The organism is Micromonospora sp. DSM 45708 (assembly GCF_039566955.1).
Classification (GTDB): Bacteria; Actinomycetota; Actinomycetes; order Mycobacteriales; family Micromonosporaceae; genus Micromonospora.
Genome location: NZ_CP154796.1, coordinates 4,301,770 through 4,324,392 on the forward strand (window position 1 = coordinate 4,301,770; position 22,623 = coordinate 4,324,392).

19 protein-coding genes are annotated in these 22,623 nt (G+C 73.1%); 9 read left to right on the top strand and 10 right to left on the bottom strand.

Annotated features, from left to right (window positions below; genetic code table 11):
• Nucleotides 1–21: 21 nt before the first annotated feature.
• The 4 genes from VKK44_RS18265 to VKK44_RS18280 all read right to left on the bottom strand — a co-directional run bounded on the left by VKK44_RS18265 (nucleotide 22) and on the right by VKK44_RS18280 (nucleotide 4,019).
• Nucleotides 22–966, bottom strand: a complete 945-nt coding sequence (locus VKK44_RS18265; protein ID WP_343442311.1) for an ABC transporter substrate-binding protein — start codon at nucleotides 964–966, stop codon at nucleotides 22–24.
• A gap of 37 nt (nucleotides 967–1,003) precedes the next feature.
• On the bottom strand, nucleotides 1,004–1,846 hold the full coding sequence (locus VKK44_RS18270; RefSeq protein WP_343442312.1) for an ABC transporter ATP-binding protein: 843 nt from the start codon (nucleotides 1,844–1,846) through the stop codon (nucleotides 1,004–1,006).
• Nucleotides 1,843–2,835: a FecCD family ABC transporter permease gene (locus VKK44_RS18275; protein WP_343442313.1), complete on the bottom strand. Its 993-nt coding sequence runs from the start codon at nucleotides 2,833–2,835 to the stop codon at nucleotides 1,843–1,845. The genes VKK44_RS18270 and VKK44_RS18275 overlap by 4 nt, the downstream gene beginning before the upstream one ends.
• 137 nt (nucleotides 2,836–2,972) lie before the next feature.
• Nucleotides 2,973–4,019, bottom strand: a complete 1,047-nt coding sequence (locus VKK44_RS18280; protein WP_343442314.1) for a FecCD family ABC transporter permease — start codon at nucleotides 4,017–4,019, stop codon at nucleotides 2,973–2,975.
• 119 nt (nucleotides 4,020–4,138) lie between these two features.
• Between VKK44_RS18280 and VKK44_RS18285 the strand changes: the two genes are divergently transcribed.
• On the top strand, nucleotides 4,139–5,080 hold the full coding sequence (locus VKK44_RS18285; RefSeq protein ID WP_343442315.1) for a MerR family transcriptional regulator: 942 nt from the start codon (nucleotides 4,139–4,141) through the stop codon (nucleotides 5,078–5,080).
• A 9-nt stretch (nucleotides 5,081–5,089) separates the two neighbouring features.
• Here VKK44_RS18285 and VKK44_RS18290 read toward each other — a convergent pair whose 3' ends face one another.
• Both VKK44_RS18290 and VKK44_RS18295 read right to left on the bottom strand, forming a co-directional pair.
• The gene (locus VKK44_RS18290) at nucleotides 5,090–5,923 is read right to left on the bottom strand and encodes a phytanoyl-CoA dioxygenase family protein (protein ID WP_343442316.1); all 834 of its coding nucleotides are present in this window, start codon (nucleotides 5,921–5,923) and stop codon (nucleotides 5,090–5,092) included.
• Between the two features lie 62 nt (nucleotides 5,924–5,985).
• A complete protein-coding gene (locus VKK44_RS18295) occupies nucleotides 5,986–6,453 on the bottom strand; it encodes a cytidine deaminase family protein (protein ID WP_343442317.1) in 468 nt (155 codons plus the stop codon).
• Nucleotides 6,454–6,585: 132 nt separating this feature from the next.
• Here VKK44_RS18295 and hrpA point away from each other — a divergent pair, with 132 nt between their 5' ends.
• A complete protein-coding gene (gene hrpA, locus VKK44_RS18300; protein ID WP_343442318.1) occupies nucleotides 6,586–10,581 on the top strand; it encodes an ATP-dependent RNA helicase HrpA in 3,996 nt (1,331 codons plus the stop codon).
• A gap of 113 nt (nucleotides 10,582–10,694) precedes the next feature.
• Here hrpA and VKK44_RS18305 read toward each other — a convergent pair whose 3' ends face one another.
• Nucleotides 10,695–11,186 (bottom strand): FBP domain-containing protein, encoded by a 492-nt coding sequence (locus tag VKK44_RS18305; protein ID WP_343442319.1) that lies wholly within the window; start codon nucleotides 11,184–11,186, stop codon nucleotides 10,695–10,697.
• A gap of 67 nt (nucleotides 11,187–11,253) precedes the next feature.
• On the opposite strand from VKK44_RS18305, the gene VKK44_RS18310 reads away from it, so the two are divergent.
• A complete protein-coding gene (locus VKK44_RS18310; RefSeq protein ID WP_343442320.1) occupies nucleotides 11,254–11,832 on the top strand; it encodes a TetR/AcrR family transcriptional regulator in 579 nt (192 codons plus the stop codon).
• On the opposite strand, the gene VKK44_RS18315 is transcribed toward VKK44_RS18310, so the two are convergent.
• Nucleotides 11,829–12,761 (bottom strand): LysR family transcriptional regulator, encoded by a 933-nt coding sequence (locus VKK44_RS18315; protein WP_343442321.1) that lies wholly within the window; start codon nucleotides 12,759–12,761, stop codon nucleotides 11,829–11,831. The two genes, VKK44_RS18310 and VKK44_RS18315, sit on opposite strands and share 4 nt — an antisense overlap.
• Before the next feature lie 134 nt (nucleotides 12,762–12,895).
• Between VKK44_RS18315 and VKK44_RS18320 the strand changes: the two genes are divergently transcribed.
• The 6 genes from VKK44_RS18320 (at nucleotide 12,896) to VKK44_RS18345 (ending at nucleotide 19,728) form a co-directional block, all read left to right on the top strand.
• Nucleotides 12,896–13,528, top strand: coding sequence for a succinate dehydrogenase cytochrome b subunit (locus VKK44_RS18320; protein ID WP_343447810.1), 633 nt, complete (start codon nucleotides 12,896–12,898; stop codon nucleotides 13,526–13,528).
• A gap of 1 nt (nucleotide 13,529) precedes the next feature.
• Entirely contained in the window at nucleotides 13,530–15,464 is a 1,935-nt protein-coding gene (locus tag VKK44_RS18325; protein WP_343442322.1) for a fumarate reductase/succinate dehydrogenase flavoprotein subunit, read from the top strand.
• Nucleotides 15,461–16,222 (top strand): succinate dehydrogenase/fumarate reductase iron-sulfur subunit, encoded by a 762-nt coding sequence (locus VKK44_RS18330; RefSeq protein ID WP_343442323.1) that lies wholly within the window; start codon nucleotides 15,461–15,463, stop codon nucleotides 16,220–16,222. Before VKK44_RS18325 ends, VKK44_RS18330 begins: the two co-directional genes overlap by 4 nt.
• 152 nt (nucleotides 16,223–16,374) lie before the next feature.
• A complete protein-coding gene (locus VKK44_RS18335; protein ID WP_343442324.1) occupies nucleotides 16,375–17,559 on the top strand; it encodes a zinc-dependent alcohol dehydrogenase in 1,185 nt (394 codons plus the stop codon).
• Entirely contained in the window at nucleotides 17,556–18,503 is a 948-nt protein-coding gene (locus VKK44_RS18340) for an SDR family NAD(P)-dependent oxidoreductase (RefSeq protein WP_343442325.1), read from the top strand. Before VKK44_RS18335 ends, VKK44_RS18340 begins: the two co-directional genes overlap by 4 nt.
• Nucleotides 18,504–18,582: 79 nt before the next feature.
• Nucleotides 18,583–19,728: an MBL fold metallo-hydrolase gene (locus VKK44_RS18345; RefSeq protein ID WP_343442326.1), complete on the top strand. Its 1,146-nt coding sequence runs from the start codon at nucleotides 18,583–18,585 to the stop codon at nucleotides 19,726–19,728.
• 25 nt (nucleotides 19,729–19,753) lie between these two features.
• Here VKK44_RS18345 and VKK44_RS18350 read toward each other — a convergent pair whose 3' ends face one another.
• Entirely contained in the window at nucleotides 19,754–21,265 is a 1,512-nt protein-coding gene (locus VKK44_RS18350) for a deoxyguanosinetriphosphate triphosphohydrolase family protein (protein ID WP_343442327.1), read from the bottom strand.
• 45 nt (nucleotides 21,266–21,310) lie between these two features.
• On the bottom strand, nucleotides 21,311–22,573 hold the full coding sequence (locus VKK44_RS18355; RefSeq protein WP_343442328.1) for a nucleotide sugar dehydrogenase: 1,263 nt from the start codon (nucleotides 22,571–22,573) through the stop codon (nucleotides 21,311–21,313).
• Nucleotides 22,574–22,623: the final 50 nt, after the last annotated feature.

Sequence of the window (22,623 nt, forward strand, 5' to 3'; positions counted from 1 at the left end):
CGCCCCACGGGGGTGGGTGCGCTAGGCGGCCAGGTACTTCTCCAGGTCGTCGAGGATCCTGTTGGCGGCGGTGACGCCGATGCCGGTCATCCACGTCTCGTCGGAGACCACGTGCGCCTTGCCCGCCTTGACCGCGGACAGCCCCTGCCAGAGGCGCCCGGTGGTGACCTTCGCCTGCTCGGCGGCGGCCTTCTCGCCGTACGCGGTCACGAACACCACGTCGCCGTCGACCTCGTTGACCCGCTCGGCGCTGACCAGGTCGAAGCGCTTGTCCTCCTTGCCGTCCAGGAGCTGCCGCTCCGGGCGGCCCAGGCCGGTGTCACCGACCACGATGCCGGAGAACGAGTCCGGGCCGTACACCCGGATGTTGCCCGGGATGAAGCGCACGATGGAGATCTTCCGCGCGCCCGGGTCGCCGAGCTTCGCGCCGAAGTCCTTCGCCCGCTTCTCGTACGTGGCCAGCAGGTCCTTGGCCTCCTGCTCCTTGCCGAGCGCCTTGCCGTCGAGGAGGAAGTTCTCCTTCCAGGTGACGCCCACCTTCTCGGTGAACACGGTCGGCGCGATGGCGGACAGCTCGTCGTAGAACTTCTCCTGGCGGAACTTGCTGCCGAGGATCAGGTCCGGCTTGAGCGCGTTGATCGCCTCCAGGTCGGGCTCGGTGAGCACGCCGACCTCGCTGATGCCGGCGAGCTTCTCCGCACCGAAGTAGGTGGGCCAGCTCTTCGCCTCGCCTGCGGTGGCCGCGCCGACCGGCGTGACGCCCAGCGACAGCGCGGTGTCGATCTTGTCGGTGTCGAGCACCACCACCCGCTTCGGCGCGGCCGGCACCTTGGTGGCGCCCATGGCGTGGGTGATCTCCCGGGTCTCCCCGGCGCCGGCGCCGGCGACGGGGTCGCTCTCCCCACAGGCGGTGAGGCCGACGCCGAGGGCGAGAGCGGTGGTGAGTACGGCGGCGAGGCGACGCATCAGGTTCCTTTCCGTGGTACGGGTGCGGTCGGCACGCTCAGGCGTCGCCGACGGGGGCGCCGGCCGGGGCCGGCGTACCGGCCGGAGCGGCCGAGGTCTGGGTGCGGGCGGGCACCACCAGCGGAGCGCCGGTGACGGGGCAGGGCACAACCACGCAGTCGAGCCTGAACACGTCGCGGACGAGATCGGCGGTGAGGATCTCGCGCGGCGGGCCGGCCGCCACCACCGCGCCGTCGCGCATGGCGACCAGGTGGTCGGCGTACCGGGCGGCCTGGTTGAGGTCGTGCAGCACGGCCACCACGGTCCGGCCCCGCTCGGCGCGCAGCCGGTGCAGCAGGTCCAGCACCTCCACCTGGTGGGCCAGGTCGAGGAACGTGGTGGGCTCGTCCAGCAGCAGCGCGCCGGTGTCCTGGGCGAGCGTCATGGCGATCCACACCCGCTGGCGCTGCCCGCCGGAGAGCGTGTCGACCGGGCGGTCGGCGAGCGCGGTCACGTCGGCCAGCCGCATCGCCTCGTCGACGGCCCGTCCGTCCTCGGTCGACCACTGCCGCCACCAGCGCTGGTACGGCTGCCGGCCGCGTCCGACCAGATCGGCCACGGTGATCCCCTCGGGCACCAGCGGGCTCTGCGGCAGCACGCCGAGTCGTCGCGCCACGTCCCGGGTGGGCAGGTCGCGGATCTGCGCGCCGTCGAGCAGCACCGTGCCGCGACGCGGGGTGAGCAGCCGGGCCATGGTGCGCAGCAGCGTCGACTTGCCGCAGGCGTTCGGGCCGACGATCACGGTGAACGCGTCGGCGGGCAGGTCGAGGTCCAGCCCGTCCAGCACGGTCCGGCCCTCGTAGCCGACGACCAGGTCGCGGGTGGACAGCAGCGCGGTCACGACCGCCTCCCTCGGGTACGCAGCAGCACGAAGATGAGGTACGGGCCGCCGATGGCCGCGGTCAGCACGCCGGCCGGCAACTGGGTGGGCGCGAACAGCCGGCGGCCGGCCAGGTCGGCGAGCACCAGCAGCAGCGCGCCCAGCAGCGCGGCGCAGAGCATCGGCGGGCGTTCCGCGCGGACCAGCCGGCGGGCCACCTGCGGGGCGACCAGCGCCACGAAGTCCACGGCGCCGACCTGGGCGGTGACCGCGGCGGCGGCCAGCACGCCGGTGCCGGCCAGCCCGATCCGGCGGGCCACCGGGCGCAGCCCGATCCCCCGCGCGGTGTCGTCGTCCAGGGCGGAGCCGCGCAGCGCCCAGCCGGCCCAGAGCAGCACCGGCAGCAGCACGGCGAGCGTGCCGGCGATCCAGGCCGCCTCGGTCCACCCCTTGCCGGCCAGCGTGCCGATCAGCCAGAGCTGGGCGCGCAGGCCGTCGATCGGGTCGGCGGTGAGCATCACCACCTCGATGAGCGCCCGGAACGCGAACGCGACCGCCACGCCGGCCAGCACGAACCGCTGGGCGGCCAGGCCGTGCCGGGCGCCGAGTGCGAACACCAGCACCGCCGCGGCCAGACCGCCGACCAGCGCCGCGGGGGCCACCAGGACCGCCGCCGCCCCACTGGTCAGCGCCACCGTGGCGGCCAGCCCGGCGCCCTGCGTGACGCCGATGACGTCGGGGCTGGCCAGCGGGTTGCGGGCCACGCTCTGGATCAGCGTGCCGGCCACGCCGAACGCCGCCCCGGCCAGCGCCGCGAGCACCGCGCGGGGCAGTCGCAGGTCGCGCACCACGAGGTCGTACGGCGTGCCGGCGCCGGACAGCGACCGCAGCACGTCGGCCGGCGCCACGTAGGGAGTCCCCAACGACAGGCTGACCACCACCGCGCCCAGGAGCAGCGCGAACAGGACGCCGGCCACCACCACCGGCCGCCACCGGAACGGCACCGACACGGGTCCCACCCGCAGCAGCGCCCGCCCGGCCAGCCCGCCACTCCGGCGATCGTGCAGTTTCGGCCCATCGAGCGCGGCACTTGTCCGCTTTGCCGGGGCGGCAACTGCAAGATCGCGGGGAGTGGGGGTGGGGGTGGTCATGACGTGACGACCTTGGCGCGGCGGACCAGGACGGCCAGGAGGGGGGCGCCGAGGAGGGCGGTGACGATGCCGGCGGGGATCTCGCCGGGTGGGGCGACCAGTCGGCCGGCCACGTCGGCGGCCAGCACGAGCGCGGGGCCGAGCAGCGCGGCGACCAGCAGGGTCCAGCGGTGGTCGGCGCCGACCAGGGCCCGGGCCAGGTGCGGCACGGCCAGCCCGACGAACGCGATCGGGCCGGCGGCGGCCACCGCGGCACCGGTGAGCAGCACGCCCCCGCCGCCGGCGGCCAGCCGGACCAGGGCGATCCGGTGCCCGAGCCCCCGCGCGACGTCGTCACCGAGGGCGAGCGCGTCCAGGCCCCGGGCGGCGAGCGCGGCCAGCAGCACGCCGGCCAGCACGAACGGGAGCACCTGACCGGCCACGCCCACGTCCCGGCCGGTGAGCCCGCCGACCACCCAGAAGCGGTACTCCTCGAACGTGCGGGCGTCGATGCTGAGCAGCGCGTACACGATCGCGCCGAGACCGGCGTCGAGCGCGGCGCCGACCAGCGCGAGCGTGACCGGGCTCGCGCCGTCGCGGGTGCGGTTGGCGACGGCGAACACCAGGAGCCCGGCGAGCAGCGCGCCGGCGATGCCGAACCAGACGTACCCGGCCAGCGTGCCCACCCCGAACACGGCGATGGCCAGCACCACGCCGAAGGACGCGCCGGCGCTGACGCCGAGGATGCGCGGCTCGGCGAGCGGGTTGCGGGTGACGGCCTGGAACAGCACCCCGGCCAGCGCGAGCGCGAGCCCGACGACCAGCCCGAGGGCGGTACGCGGCACCCGAAGCTCGCGGACCACGGTGGTGGCGTCGCCGCCGTCCGGCGCCACCAGCGCGTGCCACACCTGGTCGACCGGCAGGTGGCGGCTGCCGAGCGCGAGGCTGGCCAGCAGCACGGCGACCAGCAGGAGCGCCGCCGCGAGCGTGACCGCGACGCGGCGGGGCGCGCCGGGGCGGGCGGGAACGTCGGCCCGGGCGGGCCGGACGGCGACGGTGGTCACGAGGGGTGTTCGCCTTCCGATTAGGTTCGCCTTACCTTAACTGACCTGGTAAGGCGTACCTAACTCGACATTGTCGATGGGCTTGCGCCTCCCCCCGGTGGAGGCGGCAGGGTGGCGGCATGGACGACGCGGAGCGCTACGGGATCGGCGAGCTGGCCCGGCGGAGCGGGGTGCCGGTGAAGACCATCCGGTTCTGGTCCGATCGCGGGATCGTGCCGCCCACCGACCGGGGCCCGACCGGCCACCGCCGGTACGGCCCGGAGGCGGTGGCCCGGCTCGACCTGGTGCGCACGCTCCGCGAGCTGGGCGTGGACCTGCCCACGGTGCGTCGGGTGGTGACCCGGGAGGTCACGCTCCCCGCGGTCGCGGCGGCGCACGCGGAGGCGCTGGCCGCCCAGATCCGGGTGCTGCGCTCGCGTCGCGCGGTGCTGACCGTGATCGCCCGGCGCGGCTCCGGCCCGGTCGAGGCCGAGCTGCTGCACCGGTTGGCCGGGCTGGCCGCTCGGGAGCGACGGCGACTGGTCGACGAGTTCCTGGACGCCACGTTCCGCGGCCTGACCGATCCCGGCTTCGCGGGCATCCGCCGCTCGCTCACCCCGGAGCTGCCCGACGACCCGGACGACGAGCAGGTGGAGGCGTGGGTGGAGCTGGCCGAACTGGCGCTGGACCCCGGCTTCCGGGCCGGCCTGCGCCGGCTGGCCGAGCAGCACGCGGACGACCGGGCGGGCGTCGAGGGGGTACGCCGGGACGCGGTCGCCGTGGTCCGGGAGGAGGTCGCCCCGGCGCTGGCCGACGGCGTGGCGCCGGCCTCGCCCCGGGCCGACCCGGTCCTCGCCCGCGCCACCGCGCGCTACGCCCGGCTGTGCGGCCGGCCGGACGACGCCGACCTGCGGCGGCGACTGCTGGACCGGCTGGAGACCGCCCGCGATCCCCGCCGGGAGCGGTACGCGGACCTGCTCGCCGTGGTGAACGGATGGCCACCGGCCGAGAGTCTGGCGCCGATGCTGGACTGGGCGGTCCGGGCGCTGCGTGCCCGCCCCGCCCGGCCGGCCGTCGGCTGAGGGGGCGGCTCACTCCGCGCCCATCACCAGTCCTTCGATGGTGTGCTTCTGGCGGATCGGGACGAGCGTGTCCACCACCGGGCAGCGCAGGTGGTCGCGGACCAGGTCGGGCAGCGCGTCCCAATAGGGGCGGGTCACGGCCAGGTCGTGGTGGGCCGCGTTGCCCGCGCCCGGGGCGTCGACGCCGAGCACCAGCACCGGGCGGGCCTGGTCGCTGACGTTCGGCGTGCCCCGGTGGACGGTGAGCGCGGAGCGCGCCGAGAGGTCGCCGCGCTTCGGGTACTTGCGCACCGCGCGGGCCTCGTAGCGCGGGTACCGGTCCTTCGGCGGGAACATCTCGTGGTCGAACGCGCGGCCGTCGTCCCACTGGGTGCCGGGGGCGATCTCGAACGGGCCCATCTCCTCGACCGTGTCGACGGTGGTGAGGTTGAACGCCAGCGAGGTGAGCCGGCGGCGCAGCCGCGTCTCCTCGGGCATCGGGAAGTCGCGGTGCCAGGGCTGCATCTTCGCGCCGGGGAACGGGATGTCGAAGCCCAGCTCGACGATCTCGTAGTCCGGACCGAGCACGGCCCGGCACACCGCTACCACCCAGGGGTGGGTGACCAGGTCGACGAAGCCGCGTAGCTGCTCCGGGTGGATCTCGACGTACCAGCGCTCGGGGCCGCGGCCGACCGCGCCGTCGGGACGGGAGCGGGCCTCGGCGAACGCGGCCTCGACGTCCTCGCCGACCCGCGTCACCCAGTCGACGTCGAAGGCGCCCCGGCAGGCGGTGATGCCGTCGCGGTACAGGTCGCCGAGCGCCTCGACCGGGGTCTCGTCGTCGAGCGCGGGATACGGAGTCATCGGGCCTCCTGAGGACGGGACCCGAGTATTACAACGTTGAAAAGCAGCCGCAAGCGCGGGACTCAGTCCTCCGCGGACTGGCGGCTCCCGGGCACCACCGGCAGCGGCCACACCCCGGTACGCGGGACGGCCGGCGCGTCGAGCTGGTGATCCGACCAGACGTACGTCTCGGGCAGCAGCTCGGCCACCGGCACCGCGCGCAGCCCGTCCAGCGGCCCGACGATCACCCGGATCGACGGGAAGTAGTCGAGCAGCACCTGCCGGCAGCGCCCGCACGGCGGAATGACGCCCCGGCCCCGGTCCCCCACCGCGACGATCGTCTCCAGCTCACCGGCGCCCTGGGTGGCGGCGGCGCCGAGCGCCACCACCTCGGCACACGGGCCACCGGTGAAGTGGTAGACGTTCACGCCGCTGAACACCCGCCCGTCGGCGCTGCGCACGGCCGCCGCGACGGTGTGGTTGTCGCTGCGGCAGCGGAGCTTCGCGACCGCGGTGGCGGCCTGCACGAGCGCCCGGTCGGTGTCCCGCATGATCATCCCCGCCCCTCGTCGACCTCGTCGGCGGCAACCCTATCCGGGCCGGGGCGCCGGACCCGGACGGCACGCCCACGCGCGGTAACCCGGGAGCGGTCCGCCGCGCGGCTGCCTATCCTTGGCGACGACATGCAGAATCCAGCCGTACCCGCCGTTCCCGAGACCACCCGCGACCTGCACCGCCGACTCGGCCCCCTGATGTTCCGCGACCAGCGCCGGCTCCAGCGGCGGCTCGACGGCGCGCGGAAGCTGCGGGACCCGCAGCGGCGGGAGGCGGCGCTGGCCGAGATCGGGGCCGAGGTGGCCCGCGCCGAGGCGCGGCTGGCGGCCCGGCGGGCCGCGGTGCCGACGATCACCTACCCGGCGCAGCTACCGGTCAGCGAGCGCAGGGACGACATCGCCGACGCCATCCGGGACCACCAGGTGGTGATCGTGGCCGGCGAGACCGGGTCCGGCAAGACCACCCAGCTCCCGAAGATCTGTCTGGAGCTGGGGCGCGGTGTCACCGGCCTGATCGGGCACACCCAGCCCCGGCGGCTGGCCGCCCGGACGGTCGCCGACCGGATCGCCGAGGAACTCGGCACCGAGCTGGGCGGCGTGGTCGGCTACAAGGTCCGCTTCTCCGACCAGGTGGGCGAGAACAGCCTGGTCAAGCTCATGACCGACGGCATCCTGCTGGCCGAGTTGCAGACCGACCGGATGCTCCGGCAGTACGACACGTTGATCATCGACGAGGCGCACGAGCGCAGCCTGAACATCGACTTCATCCTGGGCTACCTGCGGCAGCTCCTCCCCCGCCGGCCCGACCTCAAGGTGATCATCACCTCGGCGACCATCGAGACCGACCGGTTCGCGAAGCACTTCGCCGACGCCGACGGCAACCCGGCGCCGGTGGTCGAGGTCTCCGGCCGCACCTACCCGGTGGAGGTGCGGTACCGGCCGCTGGTCGAGGTCACCGAGGCCGACGAGGAGGACGAGGCCGACGAGGAGAACGTCCGGGACCAGATCCAGGCCATCGGCGACGCGGTCGAGGAACTGGCCGCCGAGGGGCCGGGCGACATCCTGGTCTTCCTCAGCGGTGAGCGGGAGATCCGGGACACCGCCGACGCGCTCGGCAAACTGGTGCAGCAGAAGCGTTCGCTGCTCGGCACCGAAATCCTGCCGCTCTACGCCCGGCTCTCCACCGCCGAGCAGCACCGGGTCTTCGCCCCGCACGCCGGCCGCCGGGTGGTGCTCGCCACCAACGTCGCGGAGACCTCGCTGACCGTCCCCGGCATCAAGTACGTGGTGGACCCGGGCACCGCCCGGATCTCCCGCTACTCCAGCCGACTCAAGGTGCAGCGGCTGCCGATCGAGCCGGTCTCCCAGGCCAGCGCCAACCAGCGCAAGGGACGCTGCGGGCGTACCTCCGACGGCATCTGCATCCGCCTCTACGACGAGTCGGACTTCGACTCCCGGCCGGAGTTCACCGACCCGGAGATCCTGCGCACCAACCTCGCCTCGGTCATCCTCCAGATGACCGCGATCGGGCTCGGCGACGTCGCCGCGTTCCCGTTCATCGACCCGCCGGACCGGCGCAACGTCGCCGACGGCGTCAACCTGCTGCACGAGCTGGGCGCACTCGACCCGGCCGAGGCCGACCCGGCGAAGCGGCTGACCGCCCTGGGCCGGCGGCTGGCCCAGCTCCCGGTCGACCCCCGACTGGCCCGGATGGTGATCGAGGGCGAACGCAACGGCTGCGCCACCGAGGTGGTGGTGATCGCCGCCGCGCTCTCCATCCAGGACCCGCGCGAACGCCCCGCCGACAAGCAGGCCCAGGCCGACCAGGCGCACGCCCGGTTCGCCGACAAGGAGTCGGACTTCGTCGCGTACCTGAACCTGTGGCGTCACCTGCGGGAGAAGCAGCGGGAGCTGTCCTCCAGCGCGTTCCGCCGGATGTGCAAGGCCGAACACCTCAACTACCTGCGGGTACGCGAGTGGCAGGACATCGTCAGCCAGGTCCGCCAGGTGCTGCGTACCTCGGACAAGGGCGACGGCCGGCGCGGCGCCGGCGCGGACCTGCCGGACGAGATCGACACCCCGAAGGTGCACCAGTCGCTGCTGCCCGGCCTGCTGTCCCACCTCGGGCTCAAGGACGCGCAGAAGCACGAGTACCTCGGCGCGCGCGGCGCGAAGTTCGTGATCTTCCCCGGCTCGGCGCTGTTCCGGAAGCCGCCGCGCTGGGTGATGGCCGCCGAGCTGGTCGAGACGTCCCGGCTCTTCGGCCGGGTCGCCGGGCGGGTCGAGCCGGAGTGGGTCGAACCGCTGGCCCAGCACCTGGTCAAGCGCAGCTACAGCGAGCCGCACTGGGAAAAGAAGCAGGCCGCGGTGATGGCCTACGAGAAGGTCACGCTCTACGGCATCCCGCTGGTCACCTCCCGCAAGGTCAACTTCGGCCGGATCGACCCGGCGCTGAGCCGGGAACTGTTCATCCGGCACGCGCTGGTGGAGGGCGACTGGCAGACCCACCACCAGTTCTGGCGGGACAACCAGAAGCTCCTGACCGAGGTCGAGGAGCTGGAGAACCGGGCCCGACGACGCGACATCCTGGTCGACGACGAGACCATCTTCGCCTTCTACGACCAGCGGATCCCGGCCGAGGTGGTCTCCGGCCGGCACTTCGACACCTGGTGGAAGAAGACCCGCCGGGAGCAGCCGGACCTGCTCACCTTCACCCGCGAGCTGCTGGTCAACGCCGGCCGCGGCGGTGTGGACGAGGAGGACTACCCGGACGAGTGGCGGGCCGACGGCGTCACGCTGCCGCTGACGTACACGTTCGACCCGACCGCGCCCACCGACGGCGTCACCGTCGACATCCCGCTGCCGCTGCTCAACCAGGTGCCGGCGGAGAGCTTCGACTGGCAGGTGCCGGGGCTGCGCGAGGAGCTGGTCGTCGCGTTGATCCGCTCGCTGCCCAAGCCGGTCCGGCGCAACTTCGTCCCGGTGCCCGACTACGCGCGGGCGGCGCTGGCCGCCATCACGCCCGGCGAGGAGCCGCTGCTGGCCGCGCTGACCCGGCAGCTACGCCGGATGACCGGGGTGACCGTGCCGCCGGACGCGTGGGACGTGGGCAAGCTGCCGCCGCACCTGCGGGTCACGTTCCGGGTGCTCGGCGACGACGACGAACCGGTCGCCGAGGGCAAGGACCTGCCGGCGCTGCAACGCCGGCTCCGCCAGGAGGTACGCCAGGTCGTCGCCGCCGCCGCGCCGGACGTGGCCCGCAGCGGGCTCACCGAATGGTCGATCGGCGGCCTGCCCCGCACCATCGAGCAGGTGCGCGCCGGGTTCGCGGTGACCGCGTACCCGGCGCTGGTGGACGAGGGCGCGACCGTCGGGGTGAAGGTGTTCGACTCCGCCGGCGAGCAGGAGGCCGCGCACTGGGCCGGCACCCGCCGGTTGCTCCGGCTGACGCTGCCGTCGCCGGCGCGGTTCCTCCAGGGTCGGCTGAGCAACGAGGCGAAGCTGGCGCTGTCCCGCAACCCGCACGGCGGGGTGCCGGCGCTGATCGAGGACGCCACCGGCGCCGCCATCGACAAGCTGATGGCGGACGCGGGCGGTCCGGCCTGGGACGCCGACGGCTTCGCCGCGCTGCGCGAGCGGGTCCGCGCCGACCTGGTCGACACCGTGGTCGAGGTGATGGCCCGGGCCCGGCAGGTGCTGGCTGCCTCGTACGCGGTGGAGCAGCGGCTCGGCGCCACCCGCAACCTGGCCGTGGTGGCCGCCCTCGCCGACATCCGCGCCCAGCTCACCGGTTTGGTGCACGCCGGCTTCCTCACCGAGGCCGGCTACGCCCGCCTGCCCGACCTGCTGCGCTACCTGACCGCGATCGAGCGCCGGCTGGACCGGCTGCCCGGCAATCCGCAGCGGGACAAACAGCAGCAGGACCGCATCGCCGTGGTGCAGAAGGAGTACCAGGACATGCTGGCCGCGCTGCCGCCGGCCCGGCGTGGCTCGACAGCGGCCCGCCAGATCCGCTGGATGATCGAGGAGCTGCGGGTGAACGTGTTCGCCCAGGCCCTCGGCACCCCGTACCCCGTCTCCGAACAACGCATCTACCGCGCCATGGACGACGCCGAGGCCCGCTGACCCCTCCCCGCCCTCCCCGCCCCGTCGATCTTGCACTTGGTGCCCCCGAACCGGGGCATTCGCACCATTTGCCGGGGCGACAAGTGCAAGATCAACGGGGGCGGGGGCGGGGGTCAGGTGGTGACGCGGGTTATGAAGGCGGTGAGGTGTGCGAGGGTGCGGTCGATCTTCTGCTCCAGGGTCAGGGACTCGGGTAGGCGGGCGCCGGGGCCGGCGTCCTTGCGACCGCGCAGGTACAGCGAGCAGGCGAGGTCGTCGCAGAGGTAGACGCCGACCGAGTTGCCCTGCTGGCCGGCCTTGCCCGCCTTGCGCGCGACCATCAGGCTGACGCCGCCGGCCGGATTGGTCAGGCACACCGAGCACATGTTGCGGCGCCGCTGCCGGGGCTCGGGGCTGGGGCGGCGCAGGGCCAGGCCGGTCGGGCGGCCGTCCACGGTGGCGACGAGATAGGCCCGGTCGGGTGCCTGGGGATCTCGCCAGCCGAGGTAGTCGAGGTCGGCCCACGGGCGGGCGTCGAGGTCGCGCGGCACGTGCATCCGCTTCGCCTCGCCCTTGGTGCAGTTCACGAAGGCGGCGCGGATCTCGGATTCGGTCAACGGGGTCATAGAACCGAGGGTAATTTTCCTAAAGGTATTAGGCAAAGGCATAATGAGTCTAGGTGAGAGGAGACTCATGGCACGTGCGGGACTCAATCGGGGGCGCCTGCTCCAGGCCGGGGCGGAGCTGGCCGACGAGGCCGGCTTCGACCAGGTGACCGTCTCGGCGCTGGCCAGACGGTTCGACGTCACGGTCGCCAGCCTCTACTCGCACGTCCGCAACTCCCAGGACCTGCGGACCGGGATCGCGCTGCTCGCGCTCGGCGAACTCGCCGACCGCGCCGCCGACGCGCTCGCCGGGCGGGCCGGCAAGGACGCGCTGACCGCCTTCGCGAACGCCTACCGCGACTACGCCCACGAGCACCCGGGCCGCTGGGCGGCGGCCCAGTCACGGCTCGATCCAGCGACCGCCGCCGGCAGCGCCGGCGTCCGGCACGCCCAGATGATGCGGGCGATCCTGCGCGGCTACCACCTGCCCGAGCCGGACCAGACGCACGCCGTCCGCCTGCTCGGCAGCGTCTTCCAGGGCTTCGTCGGGCTGGAGATGGGGGGCGGCTTCGACCACAGCCCGCCGGCTCCGCCGGAGAGCTGGGCGCGGCTCCTGGACGCCGTCGACGCCCTGCTGCGCACCTGGCCCACGGCCGCCGCCACCTAGGCCAACGGCTCCACCCCGGGCGGCAGGTGGTCGCCGTCGGTGGCGTCGTGCACGTACTCCAGGAGGATGCGGCGCAGCTCGCGGCCGGCGTGGGTGGGCACCACGTCCCGGCGGCGGGCCACCGCGATGGTGCGTCGCACGCCGGGCGGCGCGAGCCGGGTGACCCGGATGCCGGGCCGGCGGGCCACCACGATGCCGGGCACCAGCGCGACGCCGAGCCCGGCCTCGACGAAGCTGAGCACGGCGTCCATCTCCCCGCCGTCCACCGACAGGGTCGGCTCGAAGCCGGCCGCCCGGCAGGCCTGGAGCGTGGCGTCGCGCAGGTCGTAGCCCTCGCGGAACATGACGAGGGGCTGGTCCCGCAGGTCGGTGATGCGCAGCTCGCCGCCGGCCGAGACGCCCGGCAGCGGGTCGACCGACGCGACCACCAGGCTCTCCCGCAGGATCGGGTCGACGCGCAGCCCCGGATCCGCGCCACCGGAGGGCATGATGACCAGCGCGAGGTCGAGGTCGCCGCGGAGCATGTCGCGGACGAGATCCTGCGAGCCGCCCTCCTCCACACGCAGGTCGACGGTGGGATGGGCGTCGCGGAACCGGCGCAGCACCGGCGGCGCCAGCGAGGTGGCCAGGCTGGGCGTGGCCCCGAGCCGGACCCGCCCCCGGCGCAGCCCGACCAGCTCCTGCACCTCGCGGGTCGCGGTGTCCACGTCGGCGAGGATCCGCTTGGCCAGCGGCAGCAGCACCTCGCCGGCCGTGGTGAGCGTGATGTTGCCCCTTACCCGCTCGAAGAGCGACGCCCCGAGGTCGGCCTCCAGTGCGTGAATTTGCTTACTCAACGAGGGCTGCGTTATGCCGACGACGTCGGCCGCCTGGGTGAAATGTCGTACTTCTGCGACCGCGACGAAGTACCGGAGCTGATGGAGCTGCATCTACATAGCCTACGGCTATCAAGACTGCGATTTTGATGCATTGGACGCCTGATTGAACTGCTCCTAGCGTCGGTCGTGTGGTAATCACGAAAACTCGGTCGCCCATCCGCTCCAACGTCGGCCTCAAGGCCGTCATGGCGGTGACGGGCATCCTCCTGGTGCTGTTCCTGATCGTGCACATGCTCGGGAACCTGAAGATCTTCACGGGCGAGACGTCGTTCGACCACTACGCGCACTGGCTGCGGGACCTCGGCACGCCGCTGCTGCCCACCACCTGGTACCTGTGGATCCAGCGCACCGTCCTCACCGTGGCGGTGCTGGCCCACATCGGCGCGGCCACCGTGCTCGCGATGCGCGCCCGGGCCGCCCGCCCGGTGGCGTACGCGCACCGACGGAAGATCCACGTGAACTACGCGGCCCGCACCATGCGCTGGGGTGGTGTGATCATCCTGCTCTTCGTGATCTACCACATCCTGGACCTGACCACCGGTCACCTGAACCCGCAGGGCGACCCGGCCAACCCGTACGGCAACGTGGTCGCCGACTTCGCCCCGGAGCGCTGGTACGTCACCCTCTTCTACGCGCTGGCCATCGTGACCCTCGGCTTCCACCTGCGGCACGGCGCGTTCAGCGCGTTCCGCAGCCTCGGCCAGCAGACGCCACGGGGTGAGCGCCGGGCCCGTACCGCCGCGCTCGTCTTCGCCGTCGTGCTCTGCGCCGGTTACCTGGTGGTCCCGTTCGCCGTACTCACCGGATTGGTGGCCTGACATGGATCTGTACACCGAGGGCGACCCGATCGCCGACACCCGGGCCCCGGACGGCCCGGTCGAGACCCGGTGGGACCGGCACCGCTTCGAGATGAAGCTGGTCAACCCGGCCAACCGCCGGAAGCTGACCGTGATCGTGGTCGGCACCGGCCTGGCCGGCGGCTCCGCCGCCGCGACGCTGGCCGAGCAGGGCTACCACGTCAAGTCCTACTGCTACCAGGACAGCCCGCGCCGGGCCCACTCGATCGCCGCCCAGGGCGGCATCAACGCCGCCAAGAACTACCGCAACGACGGCGACTCGGTGCACCGCCTCTTCTACGACACCGTCAAGGGCGGCGACTTCCGCTCCCGGGAGTCGAACGTGCACCGGCTGGCCGAGGTCTCGGTCAACATCATCGACCAGTGCGTCGCGCAGGGCGTCCCGTTCGCCCGCGAGTACGGCGGCCTGCTCGACACCCGCTCGTTCGGCGGCGCGCAGGTGCAGCGCACCTTCTACGCCCGGGGGCAGACGGGTCAGCAGCTCCTGCTCGGCGCGTACCAGGCCCTCGAACGGCAGATCGGCCTGGGCAACGTGGAGATGAACGCCCGCCACGAGATGCTCGAACTGGTGGTCGTCGACGGCCGGGCGCGCGGCATCGTGGTCCGCGACATGGTCACCGGCGAGATCAGCACCGAGATGGCGGACGCGGTGGTGCTCGCCTCCGGCGGCTACGGCAACGTCTTCTACCTCTCCACCAACGCCAAGGGCTGCAACGTGACCGCCTCCTGGCGGGCGCACCGCAAGGGCGCGTACTTCGCGAACCCGTGCTACACCCAGATCCACCCGACCTGCATCCCGGTCTCCGGCGACCACCAGTCGAAGCTGACCCTGATGAGCGAGTCGCTGCGCAACGACGGCCGGGTGTGGGTGCCGAAGGCCAAGGGCGACGAGCGCGGCCCGCGGGACATCCCCGAGGACGAGCGGGACTACTACCTGGAGCGGATCTACCCGTCCTTCGGCAACCTGGTCCCCCGCGACATCGCCTCCCGCGCCGCCAAGAACGTGTGCGACGAGGGGCGTGGCGTCGGCCCGACCGGTCTCGGCGTCTACCTGGACTTCGCCGACGCCATCGACCGGCTCGGCCGCAAGGCCATCGAGGCCAAGTACGGCAACCTCTTCGAGATGTACGAGCGGATCACCGGCGAGGACCCGTACGAGGTGCCGATGCGGATCTACCCCGCCGTGCACTACACGATGGGCGGCCTCTGGGTCGACTACGACCTCCAGTCGACCATCCCCGGCCTGTTCGTGATCGGCGAGGCGAACTTCTCCGACCACGGCGCGAACCGGCTCGGCGCCTCGGCGCTCATGCAGGGCCTGGCCGACGGCTACTTCGTGCTGCCGAGCACCCTCGCGAACTACCTGGCCGCCAACCCGATGGAGAAGGTCGACGCCAGCCACCCGGAGGCGGTCGCGGCGCGGACCGACGTCGAGGACCGGATCACCCGGCTGCTCGCGGTCGACGGCGACCGGACGGTGGACTCGTTCCACCGGGAGCTGGGCCAGATCATGTGGGAGCACTGCGGCATGGAGCGCTCCGACGCCGGTCTGCGCAAGGCGATCGCCGAGATCCGGGCGCTGCGCGAGCAGTTCTGGCAGCGGGTCCGCGTCCCGGGCGACGGTGAGGGGCTCAACCAGTCGCTGGAGAAGGCCGGCCGGGTGGCCGACTTCTTCGAGCTGGCCGAGCTGATGTGCATCGACGCCCTGCACCGCGAGGAGTCCTGCGGCGGGCACTTCCGGGCCGAGTACCAGACGCCGGACGGCGAGGCGCAGCGCGACGACGACCGGTTCGCGTACGTGGCCGCCTGGGAGTACACCGGCACCGGCGAGCCCGTGCTGCACAAGGAAGACCTGACCTTCGAATACGTCCACCCCTCGCAGCGGAGCTACAAGTGAACCTGACCCTGCGCATCTGGCGCCAGACGGGCCCCGAGGACAAGGGTCGGATGGTGACCTACCCGGTGCCGGACGTGTCCCCGGACATGTCCTTCCTGGAGATGCTCGACGTGCTCAACGAGCGGCTGATCCTCGACGGCGAGGAGCCGGTCGCGTTCGACCACGACTGCCGTGAGGGCATCTGCGGCATGTGCAGCCTCATGATCAACGGTGAGGCGCACGGCCCGCAGCGCGGCACCACCGCCTGCCAGCTGCACATGCGGCAGTTCTCCGACGGCGACACGATCGACATCGAGCCCTGGCGGGCCCGGGCCTTCCCGGTCATCAAGGACCTGGTGGTGAACCGGAACGCGTTCGACAAGATCATCGCTGCCGGTGGCTACGTCACCGCGCCGACCGGCAGCGCCCCGGAGGCGCACTCCACCCCGGTGGCGAAGGACGACGCCGACGCCGCGTTCTCCTCGGCCGCCTGCATCGGCTGCGGCGCCTGCGTCGCGGCCTGCCCGAACGGCTCCGGCATGCTGTTCACCGCCGCCAAGATCACCCAGCTCTCGCTGCTGCCCCAGGGTCAGCCCGAGCGCTACACCCGGGTGATCGGCATGGTGGACGCGCACGACGAGGCCGGCTTCGGCGGCTGCACCAACATCGGCGAGTGCGCGTCGGCCTGCCCGAAGGGCATCCCGCTCAACACCATCGGCCGCCTCAACCGCGACTACCTCAAGGCGACCACGAAGCGGGCCGGCACCCCCGGCTCCTGACCCGACGTGCCACCCGACCGCCGCGCTCCCCGAGGGGCGCGGCGGTCGGCGTCTCCGCGTCCCGGGCTACCGGCCCTGCCCGGCCGCGCCGGTTCAAGTCACTCTGCGCGGGTAGCAGTCCCACGGACGGCACCGAGGAGGGACATTCAGGCATGAAGGCACTGACCTGGCAAGGCAAGCGTGACGTCCGCGTCGAGGACGTCCCGGACCCCCGGATCGAGGAGCCGACCGACGCGATCGTCCGGATCACCTCGACCGCCATCTGCGGTTCCGACCTGCACCTGTACGAGGTGCTCGGGCCGTACCTGAAGCCCGGCGACATCCTCGGCCACGAGCCGATGGGCATCGTCGAGGAGGTCGGCTCCGGGGTGACCCGGCTGAAGAAGGGCGACCGGGTGGTCGTCCCGTTCAACATCTCCTGCGGGCACTGCTGGATGTGCGAGCGGCAGCTCTACGCCCAGTGCGAGACGACCCAGGTGACGGCCGAGGGCAAGGGCGCGTCGCTGTTCGGCTACACCTCGCTCTACGGCTCGGTCCCGGGCGGCCAGGCCGAGTACCTGCGCGTGCCGCAGGCCCAGTTCGGCCCGATCAAGATCCCCGACACCGGGCCGGATGAGCGTTGGCTCTACCTCTCCGACATCCTGCCCACCGCCTGGCAGGCCGTGAAGTACGCGGACACCCCGCCCGGCGGCACGCTGGCCGTGTTCGGCCTCGGCCCGGTCGGCCAGTTCTCCGCCCGGATCGGCCGGCACCTCGGCGCCGGTCGGGTGATCGGCCTGGACCTGGTGCCGGAGCGGCTGAAGATGGCCCGCCGGCACGGCATCGAGGTGCTCGACGTCACCGAGCTCGACGACGTGCCCGGCGCGCTCATCGACCTGGTCGACGGACGCGGCCCGGACGCGGTGATCGACGCGGTCGGCATGGAGGCGCACGGCGCGCCGCTGGGCAAGATCGCGCAGACCGCCGCCGGGCTGCTCCCGAACAAGCTGGCCCAGACCATGACCGACAAGGCGGGCGTGGACCGGCTGGTGGTGCTGCACGCCGCGCTCAAGGCGGTCCGGCGCGGCGGCACCGTCTCGATCTCCGGGGTGTACGGCGGTGAGCAGGACCCGATGCCGCTGATGGAGATGTTCGACCGGGGCATCCAGTTGCGGATGGGCCAGTGCCACGTGCGCCGCTGGGTCGACGAGATCATTCCGCTGCTGGAGGGCGACGACGACCCGCTGGGCGTCGAGGACCTGCGTACCCACCGGCTGCCGCTGGCGCAGGCGCCGCAGGCGTACGAGATGTTCCAGAAGAAGGCGGACGGCTGCGTCAAGGTCGTGCTCGCACCGTGACCCGGACGGTGGTCGTCACCGGCGCGACCAGCGGGATCGGCCGGGCGGCGGCCCGGGAGTTCGCGGGCCGCGGGGACCGGTTGGTCCTCGCGGCCCGCGCCCCCGAAACCCTCGACCAGGTACGCCGGGAGTGCGCCGACGCCGGCGCCGCCGACGTGCGCGCGGTGCCGACCGACGTCACCGAGCCGGACGCGCTCGACGCGCTGGCGGCGACCGCGGTCGCCGAGTTCGGCCGCGTCGACGTCTGGGTGCACACCGCCGCCGTGATGGCGTACGGGCGCTTCGAGGAAACCCCGGCGGAGGTCTTCGAGCAGGTGGTCCGCACCGACCTGCTCGGCTCCGCCGGGGTGGCGCGGGTGGCGCTGCGGCACTTCAAGCAGGCCGGCGCGGGCACGCTGATCCTCACCGGTTCCGTGCTCGGTCACATCACCGCGCCGTACATGAGCGGGTACGTCACCAGCAAGTGGGGCCTGCACGGCCTGGTCCGGGCGTTGCAGCAGGAGTCCCGGGACCTGCCCGGGGTCGACATCTGCCTGGTCACCCCCGGCAGCGTGGACACCCCGGTCTACCAGCAGGCGGCGAACTACCTGGGACGGATCGGCCGGCCACCGCTGCCGATCACCACGCCGGAGCGGGTGGCCCGGGCCATCGCGCACTGCGCCGACAGGCCCCGCCGGGAGATCTCGGTGGGGCGGATCAACCTGGTCATGCGGGTCGGTTTCACCGCGTTGCCGGCCGTCTACGACGTCCTGGTCGGCCCGCTGATGCGGCTCGGGGGGCTCACCGGCCGGCCCGTGCCGCCGACCGAGGGCGTGGTGTTCACGCCCCATCCGGCCGGCGAGGCGGTCCGGGGCGGGTGGCTGCCCGACCTGTCGCGGGCGGTCCGGACCGTGGGCGGGGCGACCGCGGCGGTCGGGTCGGCGGTACGGCGCCGGTTGAGCTGAGTCGTCCCCACGCCCGTCGTTCCACGGATGGGCGCGGTGGTGGCTACCGTGTACTGCGGGACACGGCGGAGGGACGAACATGCGGGCACCAGCGGAGCGTGAGCCGGGCACGGCAGACGGCGGGCGGGGGTGGCGGATCGCCGGGCTGGCCGCCGTGGCCGGGCTGGCGTGGGCGGCGCGCGACGTGCCGGCCCAACTCGGTGGCCGGCTCACCGGGGCCCGGGCGGAACGCGCCGCCCGGTCACCGAGGTTCCGCGACGGCACGTTCCACAACCCGACCGGCACGAACGCCACCATGGTCGCCGACCCGGGTCGCAACCTGGTCCGGGAGCTGATCTTCGGCAAGCAGAAGCGGCGCCCCGGCAGCGCCGTGCCGCTGCTGCGCCCGGCCGACACCGTGCCCGCCGACCCGGCCGGCGAGCTGAACGTGATCTGGTACGGCCACGCCTCCACGCTGGTGGAGATCGAGGGTCACCGGGTCCTGCTCGACCCGGTGTGGAGCGACAGGTGCTCGCCGTCGGCGCTGGTCGGCCCGCGACGCATCCACGAGCCGCCGGTCCGCCTGGACGAGCTTCCCCGGCTCGACGCCATCCTGATCTCGCACGACCACTACGACCACCTGGACATGGCGACGGTCCGGGGGCTGCTGGCCCACCAGTCCGCGCCGTTCCTGGTGCCGCTCGGCGTCGGCGCGCACCTGGACCGGTGGGGCGTGCCGGCGGACCGCATCGTCGAGCTGGACTGGTCGGAGCGCCACCGGGTCGGCGGCGTGACGCTCACCGCCACCGCCGCGCAGCACTTCTCCGGGCGTGGGCTGCGCCGCGACGGCACGCTCTGGAGTTCCTGGGTGGTGGCCGGCGCGCGGCGGAAGGTGTTCTACACCGGCGACTCCGGCTACTTCGACGGCTACGCCGCGATCGGCGCCGAGCACGGCCCGTTCGACGTCACGCTCATGCAGATCGGCGCATACGACCGGGCCTGGCCGAACATCCACATGTTCCCGGAGGAGGCGGTCGCCGCCCACCTCGACGTCCGTGGCGAGCTGCTGGTGCCGGTGCACTGGGGCACGTTCAACCTGGCCCTGCACGACTGGTCGGAGCCGGTGGACCGGCTCTGGGCCGAGGCGAAGGCGCGGGGCGTCCGGCTGGCGGTGCCGCGCCCCGGCGAGCGGGTCGTGGTGGACGAGCCGCCGGCGGTGGACGGCTGGTGGCAGGCAATCGCCTGAGCCGCGGAGGTCGCCCCGGGGCGACTCAGAGCACGAACGCGTCGGTCCACAACGCGCCGGAACGCCCGGACAGCGCGTCCAGCATCGCCACCGCCTGACCGTCGGTGAGCTGCGCGACGAAGTCGACGATGGCCCGGCCCCGGGCCCGACCGATCCGGTCCGGGGTACGCGGGTGCAGCTCCGCCTCGGCCAGCTCGACCAGGTCGTGCAGCCGGCGGGGCAGCCGGGACTCCTCCTCCGGGTCGAGCAGCCACTCCCAGAGCGCCTCCACCAGCGTGTCCAGCAGCCGCGCCTGGCCGCGCTGGTGCAGCGCCAGGTCCGGACGGGCCAGCACGAACCGGTGGTGGACGAACTTGAGCACCTGCACCTCGTGCCACTGCGCCTTGCCCAGCAGCACGTACCCGGAGCGGACGTCCGGCTCCGGGGTCACCGTGATGGCGTCCACGAAGCGGGTGGACCAGCGGGCGGAGAAGCGGGCGACGTACTGCTCCGCCTCGATCGAGCCGTCGAACGGCAGCGCCAGCAGCCCCTCCACCAGTTCCTCGCGGACGTGCTCGACCGCCGCGGCGAACGCCTCGTCGTCGGCGATCCAGCCGTCCTTGCGGTGCAGTTGCCGGCGCAGCCGCTCGATCGCCGCTCCGGGCCGCCGGCCCACGGTGTCCAGCGCCGAGGCGGTGATCGACCGCAGGTGCCCGCACTCGCGTTGCCAGGCCATCAGCTCGGCGGCCACCGCGCCCTGCTGGAGCACCCCGACGCGGTAGAAGTCCTCCACGTCGTGGATGGCGTACGCGATGTCGTCGGCGGTGTCCATCACGGACGCCTCCGGCGTCTGCTGCCAGTCCGGGATCCGCCCGGCGAACGGTTCCCGGGCCGCCCTCAGGTCGTCCAGCTCGGTGCGGTACGCGCCGAACTTCAACGATCCGCTCTCCGGGTCGTCGGGCGGCGGGGCGGCGCCCCGGGGCGCCGGGTCGAGGTGTCGCGGATGCGGGTCGGGGTGGTCCAGCCGGGTCCACGGATACTTGAGCATCGCCGCCCGGACCGCGGCGGTCAGGTCCAGCCCGGTGGTCGCGGCACCACGGATCTCGGTGCTGGTGACGATCCGGTACGACTGGGCGTTGCCCTCGAAGCCGTCCGGCAGCCCGAGCCGCTGCCGTGCCAGCCGGTCGAGGACCCGCTCCCCCAGGTGCCCGAACGGCGGATGTCCGAGGTCGTGGGCGAGCGCGGCGGCCTCGACCACGTCCGGGTCGCAGCCGCCCAGCTTCTCCAGCAGGTCCCGGTGCACCGGGTCGGCGGTCAGCCGTTCGGCGATCGCGCGGGCCACCTGGGCCACCTTCAGGCTGTGCGTGAGCCGGTTGTGCACCAGCAGCCCGGAGCCGCCGGGACTGATCACCTGGGTGACGCCGTTCAGCCGGGCGAAGAACGGCGAGCCGACGATCCGGTCCCGGTCGGCCCGGAACGGGCCGGCGGCCAGGTCGCCGAGCGCCCGGGCGCTGCCCCCGAAGAGTCGCCGGGCCCGTGGATCCGCAGGTGCCTCCATGATCGCCACGCTAGCGCAGCCGTCGGCGGTCGGGGCGGGGTGCTCCTAGAGCCGCTCCACGGTCGGTCCCGAACACCGGTTCCGCGCGTCGAAGACGTAGCGGGCCCGGCCGGCCACCATCTCGTAGTCGAAGACGTCGTGGTCGGTCGCGACGATCACCGCGTCGGCGGCGTCGACCTCGTGTTCGGTCAGCGGCACGACCAGCACGTCGGCGGGGATCTGGTGCGGCTCGGCGTACGGCTCGGCGGCCCGGACGTCCGCGCCGAGGTCGCACAGCCGCCGCGCGACGTCCACCGCCGGCGAGTCGCGCATGTCGCCGGTGTTCTTCTTGTACGCCAGGCCGAGCATCAGCAGCCGGGCGCCGCTGACCGCCCGGCCGGCCCGGTTGAGGCCGGCCATGATCCGCTGGGTGACGTGCTCGGGCATCTCGTGGTTGACGTCGTTGGCCAGCTCGATGAACCGGAACTGACGACCCAGTCGCCGTTTGACCTGCCAGGACAGGTAACAGGGGTCGATCGGGAGGCAGTGGCCGCCGACGCCGGGCCCGGGCCGGAACGGCATGAATCCGAACGGCTTCGTCTCGGCGGCGTCGATCGCCTGCCAGACGTCGATGCCGAGGTGGTGGGAGAGGATCGTGAGCTCGTTGATCAGCCCGAGGTTCACCTGGCGGAACGTGTTCTCGATCAGCTTGGTCAGCTCCGCGACCCGGGTGGACGACACCGGCACCGTCCGGGTCACGATCCGGCGGTAGAAGCCGTCCACCCGCTCCAGCGCGGCGGCGTCCACGCCGGAAACCACCTTGGGGGTGTTCTCCAGCCGCCAGGTCGGGTTACCCGGGTCGATGCGTTCCGGGCTGTAGCCGAGGTGGAAGTCCCCGGGAGCCTGCAATCCGCTGGCCGTCTCCAGGAGCGGGCGCAGCAACTCCTCGGTCGTGCCCGGGTACGTCGTCGACTCCAGGACCACCGTGGCGCCCGGTCGCACGTACGGGCCGACGTGGTGGCCGGCCTGTTCGACGAAGCTCAGGTCCGGGGTGCCGTCGCGGAGCGGGGTCGGCACCGTGATCACGCAGACGTCGAAGCCCTCGGCGTCGGCGTACTCGGTGCTCGGGCGGTAACGGCCGCTGCCGAGGGCCCGGCCGAGGCGCTCGGCCGGGATGTCCTCCACGTAGGACTCCCCCGAGGCGAGCCGCTTGACCCGGTCGGCGTCCACATCCAGGCCCACCACGTCGAAGCCGGCTTCGACGGCGCGCACGGCCAGCGGAAGACCGACGTACCCCTGACCGATGACGACCACTTTTTCGGTGCTCACCCGGTTCTCCAGACAGGCGTAGAAATTCCTGGTTGGAGGCTAGAGGCACC

Bases quoted from the DNA above. Each gene is read 5' to 3' on its own strand.
- VKK44_RS18265 (WP_343442311.1), bottom strand. From the start codon at position 966: ATGCGTCGCCTCGCCGCCGTACTCACCACCGCTCTCGCCCTCGGCGTC.
- VKK44_RS18285 (WP_343442315.1), top strand. From the start codon at position 4,139: ATGGACGACGCGGAGCGCTACGGGATCGGCGAGCTGGCCCGGCGGAGC.
- VKK44_RS18290 (WP_343442316.1), bottom strand. From the start codon at position 5,923: ATGACTCCGTATCCCGCGCTCGACGACGAGACCCCGGTCGAGGCGCTC.
- VKK44_RS18295 (WP_343442317.1), bottom strand. From the start codon at position 6,453: ATGCGGGACACCGACCGGGCGCTCGTGCAGGCCGCCACCGCGGTCGCG.
- hrpA (WP_343442318.1), top strand. From the start codon at position 6,586: ATGCAGAATCCAGCCGTACCCGCCGTTCCCGAGACCACCCGCGACCTG.
- VKK44_RS18305 (WP_343442319.1), bottom strand. From the start codon at position 11,186: ATGACCCCGTTGACCGAATCCGAGATCCGCGCCGCCTTCGTGAACTGC.
- VKK44_RS18310 (WP_343442320.1), top strand. From the start codon at position 11,254: ATGGCACGTGCGGGACTCAATCGGGGGCGCCTGCTCCAGGCCGGGGCG.
- VKK44_RS18315 (WP_343442321.1), bottom strand. From the start codon at position 12,761: ATGCAGCTCCATCAGCTCCGGTACTTCGTCGCGGTCGCAGAAGTACGA.
- VKK44_RS18320 (WP_343447810.1), top strand. From the start codon at position 12,896: ATGGCGGTGACGGGCATCCTCCTGGTGCTGTTCCTGATCGTGCACATG.
- VKK44_RS18325 (WP_343442322.1), top strand. From the start codon at position 13,530: ATGGATCTGTACACCGAGGGCGACCCGATCGCCGACACCCGGGCCCCG.
- VKK44_RS18335 (WP_343442324.1), top strand. From the start codon at position 16,375: ATGAAGGCACTGACCTGGCAAGGCAAGCGTGACGTCCGCGTCGAGGAC.
- VKK44_RS18345 (WP_343442326.1), top strand. From the start codon at position 18,583: ATGCGGGCACCAGCGGAGCGTGAGCCGGGCACGGCAGACGGCGGGCGG.
- VKK44_RS18350 (WP_343442327.1), bottom strand. From the start codon at position 21,265: ATGGAGGCACCTGCGGATCCACGGGCCCGGCGACTCTTCGGGGGCAGC.